Raw genomic sequence first — 15,578 nt, 5'->3', positions numbered from 1 at the left:
CTTCGACTCGGTGTCGCGGAGCGCGGCGAGCTGCTGCTCGAGCACGACGCTCTGCTGCTGCTGCTCGGCGAGCGCGGCTTCTGACGCCTGCTGCGCCGCAGTGGCCTCGGCCAGCTTCTGCTCGGCGGCGACGCGGAGGCGCTCGCGCTCGGTCTGCGCGACCGCGGCCTGGTCGGCGAGCGACGAGGCCGTGTTCCGCGCGGCGCTGGCCTGCTCATAGATGGCCGAGGACCGCTCGACGAGCTTGGTCATGTTGCCGATCTTCGACAGCAGCTGGTCGGCCTGGCCGGCCTTCTGGTCGAGGAAGATGTTGACCGAGAGGTCGGTGCCGGTGCTGCGGTAGAGCTGCGCGGCGAGGAGGCCCGCCTGCTGCGATGCGGCGTCGGCCTCGGCGGCGCTGGCGCTGGCCTTGCCGTCGAGTTCCTTCGCGTGGTCGGACGCGAGGTCGAAGGCCTGCTGCGCGGCGAAGTGCTCGTCGCCTCGCTGCTGAGCGAGCTGCTGGGCCGCGGCGACCTGGGTCTGCAGGTCGCTGATCAGCGAGGTGATCCGGTCGACCTGGGCGGCCGCGGCGGCAGTGTCGCCCTTGGCCGCCTCGACGTCGGCCCACGTCGGGTAGTCGATCGCCTGGGCGGGAGTCGCGACGAGGAGCCCGCTGACGAGCGCGAGGACCGCAGAGGCCAGAGCCGCGCTCCGGAGTCGTCCGAGTCGTGGCGCGCCCGATCGGCGTGCGGGACGCGGGCGGCGCAGAGAGTAGGGCATAGGACCTCGGGGGTTCGGGGGCCCTTCCTTTACGGCAGTGCGGCGCGGGGGCGCTGAGGAAGGGCAATTCCGCACTACCCTAACCTCGCTCCTACCCGTTCTCCTAGACCCGGTCTGCCCCGGACGGGGTTCGCGCGACGCGCGGAACCGTCGGTTTTGCATCCGAGGTCGTCTCCCCCTATGCTTGCGTGTCGGTAGTCATGGGGGGTCGGCCGCAGGGTCGCCCCGCGAGCTCCCGGCCCCATCGTTTAGTGGCCTAGGACACCGCCCTTTCACGGCGGCAGCACGGGTTCGAATCCCGTTGGGGTCACGGATGGGTCTGGTCACACGGATTGGGTCTGGTCACGGAGAGGTCTACCGGCAAGTGCACCGGCTCGCGAGAGTCGGGGCGTGAAAATCGAACAGCCTCGAAGACGGTATGCTTGTCTTCGCAACGAGGCCCTGTAGCGCAGTTGGTTAGCGTGCCGCCCTGTCACGGCGGAGGTCGCGGGTTCAAGTCCCGTCAGGGTCGCAAAGGGGCCCTTCCGAGAGGAAGGGCCTTTTTCAGGAGATCACCTCTCCAGCGGCGTCTCGCCGCAATGGCTCTGTAGCTCAGTTGGTAGAGCGCACGACTGAAAATCGTGAGGTCACGGGATCGACGCCCGTCGGAGCCACGGAAACCCTCGCCTAGCTTCTACATGGCGGGGGTTTCTTCGTACCCGGAGGCCTGCGCGAGGTGGGCTCGCGCTCCGGGCGCCAGACCGGACCTCTTCTCGACCGCGGCGCGACGGGCAGCCACCGGAGTGCATCCAGGCGGCCCGCGTAGGGTGGCCCGGACATGGAACCCGCCGCCTTCCCGCCGCCCGATCCCGCGACACTCGAGCCCGACGGCGCGCTGCCGACGCCGTGGTCCGCGCCGGACGCTCGGCGGTTCGCACCCCCGACGGGAGCACCGTTCGACGCGGCCGACACCGGCCGGCCCGTCGCCGCAGCGCAGCCCTCCGAGCCGCGACCGTCCGTCGACGCGCCCTACTCCTCCCTCCTCTATCTGCCCGACCCGCGGGTGCGCTGGGGTCTGCCGACCGCGGTGCTCACGATCGTGGGGATCGTGCTGCCGCTCGCGATCCTGATCCTGCTGCTCGGGTTCGGGGTGCTTCCGTACTCACCGGGCTTGGTCTTCGCCGGATCGCTCGCGAGCTACCTGGTGGCCCTGGTGGTGCCGTTCGCCGCTTCGCGCCTGCGCGGCCTGCGGTCGCTGGCGGCTGACTTCGGGCTGCGCTTCCGCTGGGTCGACGTCCCGATCGGCATCGGCCTCGGGCTCGGCGTGCGCGCCGCGATCCTGACGGTGTTGACGGCCTTCCTTCCCTTCCTGCAGGACGCGCAGAGCAATCTGACGAGCGAGCCCGACCCGCTGTGGTTCGTGCTGAGCACCGTCCTGATCCCGGTCGTCGTCGCCCCGGTGGTCGAGGAGATCCTCTGCCGCGGAGTCGTGATGCGGGCGGTGCGCAACCGGATGCTGCGGCGGCCGGCCGGATCAGTGCCGCCGTCGCACGGTCAGCGCGCCTGGGCGATGCTGTTCAGCATCCTCGCGTCGACCGCCGTCTTCGCACTGCTGCACGGCCACCAGATGGTGAACCCGGCGACGGTCGCGACCCTCGGTGTGACGACCGTCCTGGCCGGGCTCGCGCACGGCTGGATCGCGACGGTGACCGGCCGGCTCGGAGCGGCGATCGTCTCGCACGCGACGCTGAACGCCTCCGCAGTGCTGCTGGTGGCCCTGCTGCCGCTGTTCTCGCCGTAGGGCGTCAGACGTCGTAGGTGCGCCGCACCGGCAGCTCGCCGCGCACCTGGTGCTCGCCGCGCACCTGGTGATGCAGCCGCTCCATATCGGCGTCGAGCGCTGCCGCGGTGCGCGCCGCGTCGGCGAGTCCGTCGAGCAGCTCCTGCGGCACCTGGCGCTCGTACTTGTAGTAGATCTTGTGCTCCAGACTCGCCCAGAAGTCCATCGCGATGGTGCGGAACTGCACCTCGACGCAGACGTTCACGGATCCTCCCGAGAGGAACACCGGCACCTCGACGATCGCGTGCAGGCTCTTGTAGCCGTTCTCCTTCGGCTCGGCGATGTAGTCCTTCACCTCAAGCACGGTCACGTCGGACTGCGAGGTGAGTAGGTCGAACACGCGATAGACGTCCGAGACGAAGCTGCAGGTGATGCGCACACCAGCGATGTCGGTGATCGCCGCGGCGATCCCCTCGAAGCTCGCCTCGCAGCCCTTGCGCTCGATCTTCTCGATCAGACTGTCGGCCGACTTGAGCCGGCTCGTCACGTGCTCGATCGGGTTGTACTCGCGCAGCTCGCGGAACTCCTCCTGGAGGATCGACACCTTGGTGACGATCTCGTCCATCCCGAACTTGTACTGGAGCATGAACCGCGCGAAGTCGTCGCGGAGGGCTCGGATCTCGGCGACGGTCGTGGCGTCCAGAGCCGCGGCGACGGCGTCCGTCAGCGGAGGGACGGCGGTCGCGGGGTCGGAGGGGCGGGATTCCACAGTCGGACACCCTACTTGCGGCAGTACGGGAGGCGGGTGGGAGGCACCCGGCCTAGCCTGGGAGGGTGATCACCGAGCCCCGCCCGCTGCGTTTCTGCGCGTTCGTCATGAACACCGCCTCCCACATCCAGCACGGTCTCTGGCGCCACCCGGACGCCCGGCAACACGAGTTCGACGACGTGCAGCTGTGGATCGACCTCGCCCGCACCCTCGAGCGCGGCCGGTTCGACGCGATGTTCTTCGCCGATGTGGCCGGTCTCTACGGTCCGGCGGACGGAGACTGGGACATCAACGCGCGCGAGGGTCTCCAGGTTCCCAGCAACGACCCGTCGGTGCTGCTCTCGGCGCTCGCGGTCAGCACCGAGCACCTCGGCTTCGCGTTCACGAGCTCGGTCCTTCAGGCGCACCCGTTCGACTTCGCGCGCAAGGTCTCGACGCTCGACCATCTCTCGAAGGGGCGGATCGGCTGGAACATCGTCACCAGCGCCCTCGACGGCGCCGCCCGCAACTTCGGCTACGACCGTCTCGAGGAGCACGACGCGCGCTACGCCTGGGCGCAGGAGTACCTCGACGTGGTCTACAAGCTGTGGGAGGGCTCGTGGGACGAGGGTGCGCTGCTGCGCGACAAGAGCGGCGCGTTCGCCGATCCAGCCCGCATCCACCGCATCGATCACGTGGGCGAGCGCTACCGGGTGCAGGGCCCGCACCTCTCGGCGCCCTCGCCGCAGCGCACGCCGGTGCTGTTCCAGGCCGGCTCCTCCCCCGCGGGCCGACGCTTCGCGGCGCGCAACGCGGAGGCGCAGTTCGTCTTCTCGGGGTCGCCCGCGAAGACCCGCGAGCTGATCGAGGACACCCGGAACCTGGCCGCCGCGGCCGGCCGCGAGCCGGGTGCGCCCGCCTTTTACCTCGGCCTCTCCTTCATCACCGGCGACACCGAGGAGGAGGCGCGCCGCGCCGAGCGCGAGATCGATGAGTACCTCTCGTCCGACGCCTTCCTGGTGCACTCGAACCTCGGCTTCGATCCGGCCACCGGCGAGAAGCTCGACCCCGACCTGCCGCTCTCGGCCATCGAGACCTACGCCGGGCAGAGCCACCTCCAGTGGATCCGCGACGCGTCACCCGACCGCGAGCCGACGGTCCGCGACCTGGCCCGGCTCTCGGCGAAGCTGCGCGGCCGCGTCGTCGGCACGCCCGAGCAGATCGCCGACCGTCTCGCGGAGTGGCGGGACGCTGGGATCGACGGCATCAACGTCGTCAACTGGATTCTGCCGGGCAGCTACGAGGAGTTCGTGGACGGGGTGATGCCGGTGCTGCAGGAGCGGGGCCTCGCCCAGACGGAGTACGTCGAGGGGACGCTGCGCCGCAAGCTCTTCGGCACAGACGAGCTGCCTCCGACGCATCCCGCGCGGGCGTACCGCGGGGCGTTCGCGGGCTGATCGGCTCGAGCGTGTGGACGATGCGGGGACATCGACCGGTAGCGTCGGAGGATGATCCAGACCTGGGGATTTCTGACCGCACTGTACGGCGTCGTCGTGGCGGTGGTCGCGATCGTTGCGATCACGCTGCTGGTGCTGCTGTGCCGCCTGGTGCTGAGCGCCCGCGAGCACCTGCAGACATCGACGCGGCTGCGCGAGCTGCAGATCGAGCAGCTGCTGCTCGAGCGCGAATAGTCGACAGCGCGACGGCGGTCGAGACGACATCGGCTCCTCCGCCCGCGCGGAGGACGAGGTCTTCTCGGTGGACGGGACACGGCGTGGCCGGTCGGCGCAGCGCGAGGCGCGCCTCCTGACGCGGTGTCCGCAGGGTCTGCCGAGGATCGCGCGGGAGCCTGCGGGGCGGGCGGAGGAGCCGGGAGCGGTCAGAGCTGCGCGGCGCCGAAGGTGTCGCAGCGGGTGGCGTCGCCCTCGAAGCCGGCCTCGAACCAGCGCTGGCGCTGTTCGGCCGAGCCGTGCGTCCAGCCCTCCGGGTCGACGGTGCCGGTCGCCTGCTCCTGGATGCGGTCGTCGCCGACCGCCGCCGCCGCGCCCAGCGCGTCCTGGTACTCCTGTGCCGTGACCGGCCTGAGGTAGGGCGTTCCCGTCTCGTCCGGCACGGTGGACGCGTCGCCGACCCAGGCTCCGGCGAAGCAGTCGGCCTGGAGCTCCAGTCGCACCGAGTCCGAGTCGGGGCCGGTCCCGGAGCGGTCGGCCGACTCCATCGCGCCGGTCAGGTTCTGGACGTGGTGGCCCCACTCGTGGGCCAGGATGTACATCTGCGCGAGCGATCCGCCCGAGGTGTCGAAGCGGGTGCGCAGCTCGTCGAAGAAGTCGGTGTCGAGGTAGACCGACTCGTCCGGTGGGCAGTAGAACGGGCCGATCGCGGCGGTCGCGGCTCCGCAGCCGGTCGACGTCCGGTCCTCGAACAGTTCCACTCCCGCCGGGGAACGGTAGGCGGCCCCGATGGTCTGCGCGGCACCGCTCCAGTAGCGGTCGAGCGACTCGGCGGCTCCCTCGAGGCGGCAGTCGACCTGCGCGTTCGCGTCGGCGCCGCTATCGCAGGCGACCGCGGTGCTGGTGACCTGCTCGGGAGAGGCGGCACCGCCTCCGACCAGCCCGCCGAGCGCCGACAGGTCGACGCCGAGCAGCTGCGAGAGCAGCGCGAGCACGACCACACCCACCGCGCCTCCGCCGACCGCGATGCCGGTGGTGCGGCCACGGCGGCGGACCTTTCCGCCGCTGAGCTGCGAGTCGTCGTTGAAGGTCATCCCGTCAACCTAGTGCGAACTGGGCCGACCGAGACGGGTTGCAGGTGCTGGGTCGTCCAGTGGTCGCGAGACGGCCTCTGCCGCTTCCTGGAGACGCCACAGCGGTCGTCAGCCCCAGCGGGACTCGCTCGCCGAGTGGATGATCTCGAGCAGCGCCTCCCGCAGCGGGCCGTGCTCGAGGGAGCCCGGGAACATGTCGACCTCGAGCCGGTGCGCGCGGCGCCAGGCCGCGGCGCCCTCGGGGGTGAGCGACACGAGCTGGCGGCGTCGGTCGGCGGGGTCGATGGTGCGGGAGACGTGACCCTCGCGCTCAAGGCGCTCGATGGTGCGCGACATGGTCTGCACCTCGACATGCGCGGCGGCGGCCAGCTCCTTCTGCGCGACGGGGCCCGGCTGGAGCAGGTGCAGCACGATCAGGCCCGCGTGCGTGAGGCCGATCTCAGCGAGCGCCCCGTGCCAGGCGTGCTCGACCATGCGGGAGGCCGTGGAGAGGAGGCGACCCGTGGGCCAGTCCTCCATCCCGGAGGCGTCGTCCGCGCGCATCCGACCAGGGTATCCCCGAGCCCGGCGCCCGCGACCGGTCGGCGCCGGACGGGGAGCTCAGGACGCGAAGCGGTCCGTCGCCTCGATCAGTGCGTCGAGGATGCCCGGCTCGTCAAAGGCGTGGCCCGCGTCGGGGATCATCCGGAACTCGGCCTCCGGCCACGCGGTGTGCAGGTCCCAGGCGGTGAAGGCCGGCGTGCACATGTCGTAGCGGCCCTGCACGATGACGGCGGGGATCTGGCGCAGGACGCTCGAGTCGCGGATGAGCTGCCCCTCCTCGAACCAGCCCCTGTGCACGAAGAAGTGGTTCTCGATGCGCGCGAAGGCCAGAGCGAAGGTCGGATCGGACCAGGCGGCGATCATCTCGGGCTTCTGCACGAGCGTGATCGTCGACGACTCCCAGGTGGTCCAGGCGACGCCGGCGGGGCTGTGCACGGCCGGGTCGGGATCGTGCAGGAGGCGGTAGTAGGCCTCGATCAGGCTGCCGCGCTCGGTCGCGGGGACGACCGAGGTGTACCCCTCCCACAGATCGGGGTAGATCGCGGCGGCTCCCCCCTCGTAGAACCACTCGAGCTCGGCGCGCCGCAGGGTGAAGACGCCGCGCAGGACGATCTCGCTCACCCGCTCCGGATGCGTCTCGCTGTAGGCCAGGGCGAGGGTCGAGCCCCACGAGCCGCCGAAGACGAGCCAGCGCTCGACTCCCAGGTGCTCGCGGAGGCGCTCGATGTCGGCGACGAGGTACCAGGTGGTGTTGGTGGAGAGGTCGGCGTCCGGCTCGCTGGCGTGCGGCGTGGAGCGACCGCACATCCGCTGGTCGAAGAGGACGATGCGGTACTTCTCCGGGTCGAAGAGTCTGCGGTGGGCGGGCGAGGTGCCGGCGCCGGGGCCGCCGTGCAGGAACACGACAGGCTTGCCCTCGGGGTTGCCCGACACCTCCCAGAAGAGCTGGTGGCCGTCGCCGACGTCGAGCATGCCGGAGTCGTACGGCTCGATCTCGGGGTAGAGAGTGCGCATAGCCCGCACCCTACCGACTGTCAGGGGCCGGGCCCGCCAGGCGACCGGCCCTGACTCGGATGGGGGCCGAGGTCAGGCGCGGCGGTCCGCCGTGCTCTCCTGGGACGCGGGGGTGTCAGCGGACAGTCCCGTCGCAGCGCCGGGCTCCGCGGGGTCGGGATCCGCGGCACCGGGATCCGCAGCGCCGGACACCGCAGTATCGGACTCCGCGGGTCCACCGACGGGCAGACCCTCCCGCAGGTACTGGACCGAGATCACACGGTACGACCGTGTGAACAGGGCAGCACCGGCCGCCAGGATCATGATCACTCCGCCGACGAGGAACACGAGGGCGATCCCCCGGCCGACGCCGTCGCCGAGCAGCCCTCCGAACGCCGACCGTCCGGCGGGCGACTCCATGTAGGGGATGAGGGCGAACTCGGCGATCGGCGCGATGAGGAACGCGGTCACCGGAGCCGCAGCGGACTCGAACGCCGCAGCGAAGCCAAAGACCCGACCCTGGGTCTCGAACGGAACGACCTTCTGGATCACCGTCTGCTCGGACGCTTCGACCGCGGGGATCAGCGTCATGTAGATCCAGATGCCGCCGGCGTAGAGCCACCACCAGTCGCGGAGCGTGAAGACCGCGCCGATCAGCCCCATCGCCGCCACGAGCAGCAGCATCGTGCGGATCGGGTTCCTCCCGAGACCGAACCGGGCGACCAGCAGCCCGCCGATGACGAAGCCGGTGGCGGTCACGCCGAGCACGACCCCCCACAGCTCGACCGGGAACAGCTCGAGCCCGTACGGGTCCATCAGTGCCAGGTAGACGCCGCCGATCAGGTTGTTGAACGTCGAGAAGACGATGAGCGCGAACAGACCGGTCGCCGCCCGAACCGCGGTGACACTGCCCCGCAGATCGATGAGCGGGGCCCGGCCGCCCTCCGACGCCGGCCTGTCCTCCGGGATGCGCAGGACCAGGAGGTGCACGAGGCGGCGGCGGACACGACGATCGCTATCGTCATCGTCCACCCCATGCCGAGCAAGCCGATGGACAGTCCGCTGAAGACGCTCGTGACGACGAACGCGAGCCCCTGCACGGTGCCGACCAGGCCGTTCGCCCGAGCGTGCCGCTCCACCGGGACCAGAAGCGTGACCGTCGTGGACAGCGCGATGTTGCGCATGTTCTCGATGACGGCGCCGAACAGGATCGTGCCCGAGAACAGCCAGAACCAGGGGCCGCCGAAGTCCAGGAGCGCCGCTTCGGGGAGGGCGAGGTAGAGGCCGCCTGCGGCGCCGAACGACACCAGCGTGACCGCGCCGGCGAACAGCATCACCCGGTACTTGCGGTGGCGGTCGACGATCGTGCCGAAGGCCATGGCGAAGATCGCGACGAGCAGCATGTAGGCGCCGCCGATGACTCCGGTCGCGAGAACCGACCGCGTCTCGAGGTACACCCAGAACGTGAGGGCGAACCAGAGGAAGCTCGTCGTGACGTTCGCGACGGCGGTGTTGAGCAGTATCTGGTGGAAGGCGCGGAGGCCGGTCGCACGCTCCGGCGCGGTCTCGGGCGCGGGGGCGGTCGGGGACATGTCTTCCCTCCGCTCGGCGACGACGCCGTCGGACGCTCCTCGAGAACCCCGCACCGTCGCAGCCACTGTAGGACCGCGTCGTCGGCGAGTCGAGAGCAGGCGGGCGACTGGCCGTGCGCGATCGGAGCCGTCGGATCGCGGAACGTCGCAGCGGTGCAGGAGCCGCACCTGCTGCTGCGCGGCCGGCTCGTGCGGCGCGGGTCGACCGGGGCGCGGGCCCGGACAGATCTCTGCCCTGGACAGATCTCTGCCCTGGATAGATCTCTGCCCCGAACAGATCTCTCCCCCGCCGTGCAGGCAGCGGGAATACGCTCGGCCGCATGAGCGAGCAGCGCACTCCGGTCACAGTCACGGTCACGGGAGCGGGAGGCGCCATCGGCTACGCGCTCCTGTTCCGCATCGCCTCGGGCCAGCTCCTCGGGCCGGACATCCCGGTCCGGTTGAACCTCCTCGAGATCCCCTCCGGCCTCCGTGCAGCGGAGGGCACCGCCCTCGAGCTGCAGGACGGCGCCTTCCGGCAGCTGCGCGGGATCGACGTCATCGACGATCCGGCGGTCGCCTTCGACGGCGCGAACGTCGCCCTGCTCGTCGGGGCCCGGCCGCGCAGCGCCGGCATGGAGCGGGCCGACCTGCTCGCGGCGAACGTCAGCATCTTCGGACCGCAGGGAGCCGCTCTGAACGCGCACGCCGCCTCCGACATCCGCGTGCTGGTGGTCGGCAACCCGGCGAACACGAACGCGTGGATCGCGAAACGCAGCGCCCCCGACATCCCCGCCGGGCGTTTCACCGCGATGACCCGGCTCGACCACAACCGCGCCGTCGCTCAGCTGGCCGCGACGCTCGACGCCCCGGTCGACGCGATCGACGGAGTCGCGATCTGGGGCAACCACTCGGCCTCGCAATACCCGGACGTGACCCACGCCACCCTCGACGGCCGCCCCGTGACGGGGTTCGTCGACGCCGCATGGCTGCACTCGGAGTTCGAGCCGCGCGTCGCCAAGCGCGGCGCTGAGATCATCGAGGTCCGCGGAGCCTCCTCGGCTGCATCGGCCGCCTCCGCCGCGATCGACCACGTGCGCGACTGGGTCGACGGCACCTCCTGGACCTCAGCCGCCGTCGAGTCGGACGGCTCCTACGGCGTGGAGGAGGGACTGATCTCGTCGTTCCCGGTGCGCTCGGTCGACGGCGAGTGGCGGATCATCGACGGCCTCGAGATCGACGCCTACTCGCGATCAAGGATCGACGAGTCCGTGCTCGAGCTGCGCGCCGAACGCGACCAGGCGCTGGCGCACCTCCGGGGCTGAACCCCGACTCCCGCAGCCACGCCGCCCCGCGAGAGCCGCCGCATGACGCCCGAGATCGGCGGGTCGGCGTCACGGGTGGCATCCGCGGCGCGGAGGCGGATCAGCGGCGCTTCTCGGGGGCCGGGTGGGTGCCCGCGGCGCGGGCGGCCTCGTACCAGGCGTGCGCCTCCTCCTGCCGCGTCGCCTCGGCGCCGGTGGCGATGGCGGCGCGCACGTGCTCGGGGCCGTAGCCGAACGCCTCGACCAGGTCGGCCGCGTGGGGGCGGATCCGCGCGAGCAGGCGGTCGATGTAGGACGTGACCGCGAGCGCCCGCTGCGACGAGAGCCGGCCGTGGATCAGGTACCAGTCGAGGTGCTTCTCGATCAGGCCGAGACCGAACAGGTCGCGGAGCCAGGTGAGCACGGTGCGGGTGCCCGCGTCCTCGACATCGGCGAGCGCCTCGGTGAACGCCTCCCACTGCAGCAGCTCGGCGTGCGCGCGGGCCGCCTCGATCAGCTCGCTCTGATGCGCGTTGAACAGCCGAGCCGCCTCGTCGGACGGCAGCTTCGACGCGGGGCGCAGCCGCGAGGCGATCCCGGCGACCATGCTCTCGACGCGATCGGTCAGCAGCCCACGCTGCTCCTCGCGCAACTGGCCGACCGAGCGGGCCGTCGAGCCGCGGTCGGCGACCACCTGCGCGAGGCGGCGCAGGCCGGAGTGGTTGACGGTCGCCTCCGCGACCTGGGAGGCGGCGTAGCGCGCCAGATCGCTCGGCTGCGCGTTCGTGAACCGGCGGCCCACGTCGGTGAGCAGGCGCTTGGCGACGAGCTGGAGCAGCACGGTGTTGTCGCCCTCGAAGGTCGCGTAGACGTCGAGGTCGGCGCGCAGCTGGGTGAGCCGGTTCTCGGCGAGGAAGCCGGCGCCTCCGCAGGCCTCGCGCGCCTCCTGAAGCGTGTCGAGCGCGTGCCAGGTCGAGAGGGCCTTGAGCCCGGCGGCCAGCGTCTCGAGGTCCTGCCGGGACTCGTCGGTGTCGTTCGCTCCGGAGAAGACCTCGTCGAAGGCCCGCAGCAGCCTCTCGTGCGCGAAGGCGGCCGCGTAGGTCGTGGCGAGGCGAGGGAGGAGCCGGCGCTGGTGCCGCTGGTAGTCGAGCAGCACCTCCTCGCGCTCTCCGCCACCGGTGAACTGCCGGCGCTGATCGCCGTAGGTGACGGCGACGGTGAGCGCGATCTTCGCCGCGGCCACCGAGGCTCCGTCGAGTGACACACGGCCCTGCACGAGCGTGCCGAGCATGGTGAAGAAGCGGCGGCCCGGGCTCGCGATGGGCGAGGAGTAGGTACCGTCGGGCGCGACGTCTCCGTAGCGGTTGAGCAGGTTCTCGCGCGGCACCCGGACGCCGTCGAAGTGCAGCCGGCCGTTGTCGATCCCGTTCAGGCCGCCCTTGAGGCCATCGTCTTCGCCGCCGACACCGGGGAGGAACGCGCCCTCCTCATCGCGGATCGGCACGAAGAAGGCGTGCACGCCGTGGTTCACCCCCTGGGTCACGAGCTGCGCGAAGACGACCGCCGCGCGGCCGTCGATCGCCGCGTTGCCGAGGTAGTCCTTCCAAGCGGCGCGGAACGGGGTCCGCAGCACGAACTCGCCGTCCTCGTAACTCGCGGTGGTGGCGATCGAGGCGACATCGGAGCCGTGACCCGTCTCGGTCATCGCGAACGCTCCGGGGATCTCGAGGCTCATGATGCCGGGCAGCCACTTCTCGTGGTGCGCCCGGGTGCCCAGGTGCAGGACGGCGGCGCCGAAGAGCCCCCACTGCACGCCCGATTTGATCTGGAGCGACGGGTCGGCGGTGACCAGCTCCTCGAAGCCGGCGATGTTGCCGCCGTGATCGGCCCCGCCGCCGAGGTCGAGCGGGAACGCGCGGTGCACGCCTCCCTCGTCGGCGAGGACGCGCATCTGCTCGGAGACGCGGGCACGGTGCTCGGCCATGGTCAGACCGTCGACGCGGTGCAGCTCGGAGCGGGCGGTCAGAGCCCGGGTGGCGAGACGCTGCTCGCGCCAGGCGCCCAGCAGGATCTCGCCCAGGGCGGCGACGTCGACCGAGGGAGCACCATCCTCGTCGAGGCGGGCGTCGACCTCGGATCCGACGGTGTCGACCGGCGGCGTCGGGGCGATCGAGCCGGACCGGGAACGGCGGATCCGGGAGCGTCCGGTGGCTGCGCGGTCCGCGGCATCGGCGGCGGACCGGGGGTGGGGAGCGGTGCTGACCATGGTGTTCGTGTCCCTTCGACCGTCTTCGGTGCGAGCCGTTCCCGATGGATCGGGCGCTCGGGGTCGGGCGCGCGGCGGTGCAGCGGGAGGCGGTCTGAGCACGGTAGGTCGCGCGGCACCCGGCAGGAAACATTCCGTGGCCGGGCAACAAACGTCGGCGGATTCAGGTGAGACACGTTGTCGGAACCGGCCAGGCGGAAGGGGCGCGGCCGCCGCGGCGGAGCGTGCCGCGAGCGTCGTGCTCGCGTTCTCCGCGACACGGCTCGTCGTCGTGATCGCGCTGCTCGCCAGCTAGCGGGTCAGTAGCTGTCCCAGCCGGGCTCCCAGTCGGGCTCCTCCGGCGGCACCCAGTCGTCGTCCGGGGCGGAGGAGACCGGCGGGCCGGTGCGCTCGGACGAACCGCTGCCGAACGCGGGCCTGGTCGACCCGGCCGCTGCCGAGCGAGCGGTGCCGGAGCGGGCCGCGCGCCGAGGAGCGGGCTCCGCCTGCTCCGCCTCGGCGATCTCGGGAGTCTCGCCGGCGACGACGGCGAGCACCGCGGCTCCGTAGGTCACGAGCTTCTTCTGGCCGACGCCGCCGATGATGCTGAGCGCATCGATCGTGGCCGGCTCGGCGGTCGCGATCTCGCGGAGAGTGGCGTCGTTGAAGACGATGTACGCGGGCACCGACTGCGCGCGCGCTGTGCCGCACGCCATTCGCGGAGGCGCTCGAACAGCGGCTGCGCCTCGGCGGGCAGGTCGGACACGGCGGAGCGACCGGAGCGGGACGGGCCGCTCGAGCGCGCGGGACGCTCCGGCTCCTGACGCAGCTCGACCTTCCGCTCGCCGCTCAGGACGGAGCCGGACGCGGGCGTGATGACCAGGGTGCCGAAGCCGTCGTCGTTGACGCCCAGGAGGCCCTGGGCGAGGAGCTGCCGCGCGACTCCGCGCCACTGGGTGTCGCTGAGATCGGCCCCGATGCCCCACGTGGCGAGTGCATCGTGCTTGTGCTGGGTGGTGCGCGGAGTGGTCTTGCCGCGGAGGACGTCGATGATGTGACCGGCGCCGAACTGCTGGTTGCGCTCGCGCTTGAGGCGCACGACCGTCGAGAGGAACTTCTGTGCCGCGACCGTGCCGTCCCACGAGGCCGGCGGCTCGAGGCAGGTGTCGCATTTGCCGCACGCGGTGCTCTCTTGGCCGAAGTAGGCGAGCAGGTTGACGCGGCGGCACTGCACCGTCTCGGAGAGGGCGAGCATCGCGTCGAGGTGCGCGGACATCCGCCGGCGGTGCGCGAGATCGCCCGGCGACTCGTCGATCATGCGGCGCTGCTGCACGACGTCCTGCAACCCGTAGGCGAGCCAGGCGGTGGAGGGGAGCCCGTCACGGCCGGCGCGGCCCGTCTCCTGGTAGTAGCCCTCGACCGACTTGGGGAGGTCGATGTGCGCGACGAACCGGACGTCCGGCTTGTCGATGCCCATGCCGAAGGCGATGGTCGCGCAGACGATGACGCCCTCCTCGCGGAGGAAGCGCGACTGGGCAGCGGCCCTGACCCGGGAGTCGAGGCCCGCGTGGTACGCGACCGCGTCGAAGCCGGCCGCGCGCAGGGCCTCGGCCGTCGCCTCCACGCTCTTGCGCGAGAGGGCGTAGACGATGCCCGCGTCGTGCGCATGCTCGCGGCGGAGGAAGTCGATCAGCTGCTTGCGCGGCTCCACCTTGTTGACGATGCGGTACTGGATGTTGGGGCGGTCGAAGCTCGAGACGAAGTGGCGGGCGGCACCCAGGTGCAGACGGGTGGTGATCTCGCGGTGGGTCGCCTCGGTGGCGGTGGCGGTGAGGGCGATGCGCGGGACGTCGGGCCAGCGCTCGGCGAGCTCGCCGAGGGCGAGGTAGTCGGGGCGGAAGTCGTGGCCCCACTGGCTGACGCAGTGCGCCTCGTCGATCGCGAAGAGGGCGATGCGACCCCGGGCGAGGAACTGCTTGGTGCCCTCGTTGCCGAGGCGCTCGGGGGCGACGTAGAGGAGGTCGAGTTCGCCGTCGAGGTAGGCGCGCTCGACGCGGGTGCGCTCGCCCGCATCCTGCGTGGAGTTGAGGAACTCGGCGCGCACGCCGTTCGCGCGGAGGGCGTCGACCTGGTCTTGCATGAGGGCGATGAGCGGGGAGACCACCACGCCGGTGCCGGGGCGCACGATCGCCGGGATCTGGTAGCAGAGCGACTTGCCGCCTCCGGTGGGCATCAGGACGACGGCGTCGCCGCCTCCGATGACCTGCTCGACGATGGCCTGCTGCTCGCCGCGGAACGACGCATAGCCGAAGACCTTCTCGAGGATCGCCTGCGCCTCGCTCGAGCCTGCTGCACCGGGCTCGGCCGGGGACTCGGCGAGCTGCTCGGCGGTGGGAAGGGCTGTCGCGGTGGGCTCTGTCACCCGCGGAACTCTACCCGCCGCCTCCGACCACACCCCGAGCGGGCGGCGATCTGTGGAGGGAGCCCGGAGAGGCTCGCTGGGGAGGCGCGTCGACGCTCAGAGCGCGGTGATGCTCCTGCTGTCGCCGTCCCAGAAGCGGACGCCCGCGAGACCGGCCGTGAAGGGCTCGCCGAGGAGCGGAACGGCCTGCCCCAGCTGCTCGGCGCGAAGCCGACGCGACACGCTGATATGCGGAGACCACGCCTCCGGAAGAGAGGTGTCGACGCCGCCGGGGACGAGGCGCGTCGCGCGAGTGTGCAGGGCGTCGAGCGCGGGCGAGCGGACGACGCCCCAGGCGAGCACGAAGCGTCCGGCGTGCGGGAAGAGGAGGACGGCGCCGAGGCGGAGGGTCGCGGGGAGCGGGCCGAGCGCACCGGGCGCGGGGGCGACGAGCTCGGGGCCGGCGACGAGGGTGAGGTGGCGGGGCGGTT

The 15,578-nt window shown here is 71.5% G+C and carries 10 protein-coding genes, 3 tRNA genes and 3 pseudogenes; 7 read left to right on the top strand and 9 right to left on the bottom strand.

Annotated elements, in window-relative coordinates:
* Positions 1 to 759 (bottom strand): annotated as a pseudogene (locus ACH61_RS09820) (cell wall-binding protein); the annotation flags it as partial.
* Positions 760 to 996: 237 nt separating this feature from the next.
* On the opposite strand from ACH61_RS09820, the gene ACH61_RS09815 reads away from it, so the two are divergent.
* From ACH61_RS09815 to ACH61_RS09800, 4 genes are all read left to right on the top strand, one after another.
* Positions 997 to 1,069 (top strand) — tRNA-Glu (locus ACH61_RS09815).
* Between the two features lie 127 nt (positions 1,070 to 1,196).
* Positions 1,197 to 1,270 (top strand) — tRNA-Asp (locus tag ACH61_RS09810).
* Between the two features lie 69 nt (positions 1,271 to 1,339).
* Positions 1,340 to 1,412: transfer RNA gene (locus ACH61_RS09805), tRNA-Phe, on the top strand.
* A 164-nt stretch (positions 1,413 to 1,576) separates the two neighbouring features.
* Entirely contained in the window at positions 1,577 to 2,539 is a 963-nt protein-coding gene (locus ACH61_RS09800; protein WP_068211701.1) for a CPBP family intramembrane glutamic endopeptidase, read from the top strand.
* Between the two features lie 4 nt (positions 2,540 to 2,543).
* Here the strand turns inward: ACH61_RS09800 and ACH61_RS09795 are convergent, their stop codons facing one another.
* Positions 2,544 to 3,164, bottom strand: a complete 621-nt coding sequence (locus tag ACH61_RS09795) for a GTP pyrophosphokinase (protein WP_132505741.1) — start codon at positions 3,162 to 3,164, stop codon at positions 2,544 to 2,546.
* 230 nt (positions 3,165 to 3,394) lie between these two features.
* Between ACH61_RS09795 and ACH61_RS09790 the strand changes: the two genes are divergently transcribed.
* Positions 3,395 to 4,723 carry an LLM class flavin-dependent oxidoreductase gene (locus tag ACH61_RS09790; protein WP_413784031.1) on the top strand — a complete coding sequence of 443 codons (1,329 nt, stop codon included), beginning with the start codon at positions 3,395 to 3,397 and terminating at the stop codon, positions 4,721 to 4,723.
* A 51-nt stretch (positions 4,724 to 4,774) separates the two neighbouring features.
* Positions 4,775 to 4,957: a hypothetical protein gene (locus tag ACH61_RS09785; protein ID WP_068211698.1), complete on the top strand. Its 183-nt coding sequence runs from the start codon at positions 4,775 to 4,777 to the stop codon at positions 4,955 to 4,957.
* Between the two features lie 188 nt (positions 4,958 to 5,145).
* Here ACH61_RS09785 and ypfJ read toward each other — a convergent pair whose 3' ends face one another.
* From ypfJ to ACH61_RS09765, 4 genes and pseudogenes are all read right to left on the bottom strand, one after another.
* Positions 5,146 to 6,030 carry a KPN_02809 family neutral zinc metallopeptidase gene (ypfJ, locus tag ACH61_RS09780; RefSeq protein WP_068211696.1) on the bottom strand — a complete coding sequence of 295 codons (885 nt, stop codon included), beginning with the start codon at positions 6,028 to 6,030 and terminating at the stop codon, positions 5,146 to 5,148.
* A gap of 108 nt (positions 6,031 to 6,138) precedes the next feature.
* Positions 6,139 to 6,573, bottom strand: coding sequence for a MarR family winged helix-turn-helix transcriptional regulator (locus ACH61_RS09775; protein ID WP_068211695.1), 435 nt, complete (start codon positions 6,571 to 6,573; stop codon positions 6,139 to 6,141).
* Between the two features lie 57 nt (positions 6,574 to 6,630).
* Positions 6,631 to 7,587 (bottom strand): prolyl aminopeptidase, encoded by a 957-nt coding sequence (gene pip / locus ACH61_RS09770; RefSeq protein ID WP_068211684.1) that lies wholly within the window; start codon positions 7,585 to 7,587, stop codon positions 6,631 to 6,633.
* Between the two features lie 72 nt (positions 7,588 to 7,659).
* Positions 7,660 to 9,158, bottom strand: a pseudogene (locus tag ACH61_RS09765) (MFS transporter).
* Between the two features lie 320 nt (positions 9,159 to 9,478).
* Between ACH61_RS09765 and ACH61_RS09760 the strand changes: the two are divergent.
* On the top strand, positions 9,479 to 10,462 hold the full coding sequence (locus ACH61_RS09760; protein WP_068211681.1) for a malate dehydrogenase: 984 nt from the start codon (positions 9,479 to 9,481) through the stop codon (positions 10,460 to 10,462).
* Positions 10,463 to 10,562: 100 nt separating this feature from the next.
* Here ACH61_RS09760 and ACH61_RS09755 read toward each other — a convergent pair whose 3' ends face one another.
* The 3 genes and pseudogenes from ACH61_RS09755 to ACH61_RS17390 all read right to left on the bottom strand — a co-directional run.
* Positions 10,563 to 12,707: an acyl-CoA dehydrogenase family protein gene (locus ACH61_RS09755; protein WP_082845168.1), complete on the bottom strand. Its 2,145-nt coding sequence runs from the start codon at positions 12,705 to 12,707 to the stop codon at positions 10,563 to 10,565.
* A 518-nt stretch (positions 12,708 to 13,225) separates the two neighbouring features.
* A pseudogene (gene recQ, locus ACH61_RS09750) lies at positions 13,226 to 15,108 on the bottom strand (DNA helicase RecQ); the annotation flags it as partial.
* A gap of 96 nt (positions 15,109 to 15,204) precedes the next feature.
* On the bottom strand, positions 15,205 to 15,578 hold a 374-nt coding region (locus ACH61_RS17390), incomplete at its 5' end, for a 2'-5' RNA ligase family protein (protein WP_068211678.1).

The sequence above is a fragment of the Rathayibacter tanaceti genome (assembly GCF_001634385.1).
GTDB lineage: Bacteria > Actinomycetota > Actinomycetes > Actinomycetales > Microbacteriaceae > Rathayibacter > Rathayibacter tanaceti.
This window is presented reverse-complemented; position numbering and strand designations above follow the sequence as displayed.

Bases quoted from the DNA above. Each gene is read 5' to 3' on its own strand.
- ACH61_RS09800 (WP_068211701.1), top strand. From the start codon at position 1,577: ATGGAACCCGCCGCCTTCCCGCCGCCCGATCCCGCGACACTCGAGCCC.
- ACH61_RS09795 (WP_132505741.1), bottom strand. From the start codon at position 3,164: ATGCTCCAGTACAAGTTCGGGATGGACGAGATCGTCACCAAGGTGTCG.
- ACH61_RS09790 (WP_413784031.1), top strand. From the start codon at position 3,395: ATGAACACCGCCTCCCACATCCAGCACGGTCTCTGGCGCCACCCGGAC.
- ACH61_RS09785 (WP_068211698.1), top strand. From the start codon at position 4,775: ATGATCCAGACCTGGGGATTTCTGACCGCACTGTACGGCGTCGTCGTG.
- ypfJ (WP_068211696.1), bottom strand. From the start codon at position 6,030: ATGACCTTCAACGACGACTCGCAGCTCAGCGGCGGAAAGGTCCGCCGC.
- ACH61_RS09775 (WP_068211695.1), bottom strand. From the start codon at position 6,573: ATGCGCGCGGACGACGCCTCCGGGATGGAGGACTGGCCCACGGGTCGC.
- pip (WP_068211684.1), bottom strand. From the start codon at position 7,587: ATGCGCACTCTCTACCCCGAGATCGAGCCGTACGACTCCGGCATGCTC.
- ACH61_RS09760 (WP_068211681.1), top strand. From the start codon at position 9,479: ATGAGCGAGCAGCGCACTCCGGTCACAGTCACGGTCACGGGAGCGGGA.
- ACH61_RS09755 (WP_082845168.1), bottom strand. From the start codon at position 12,707: ATGGTCAGCACCGCTCCCCACCCCCGGTCCGCCGCCGATGCCGCGGAC.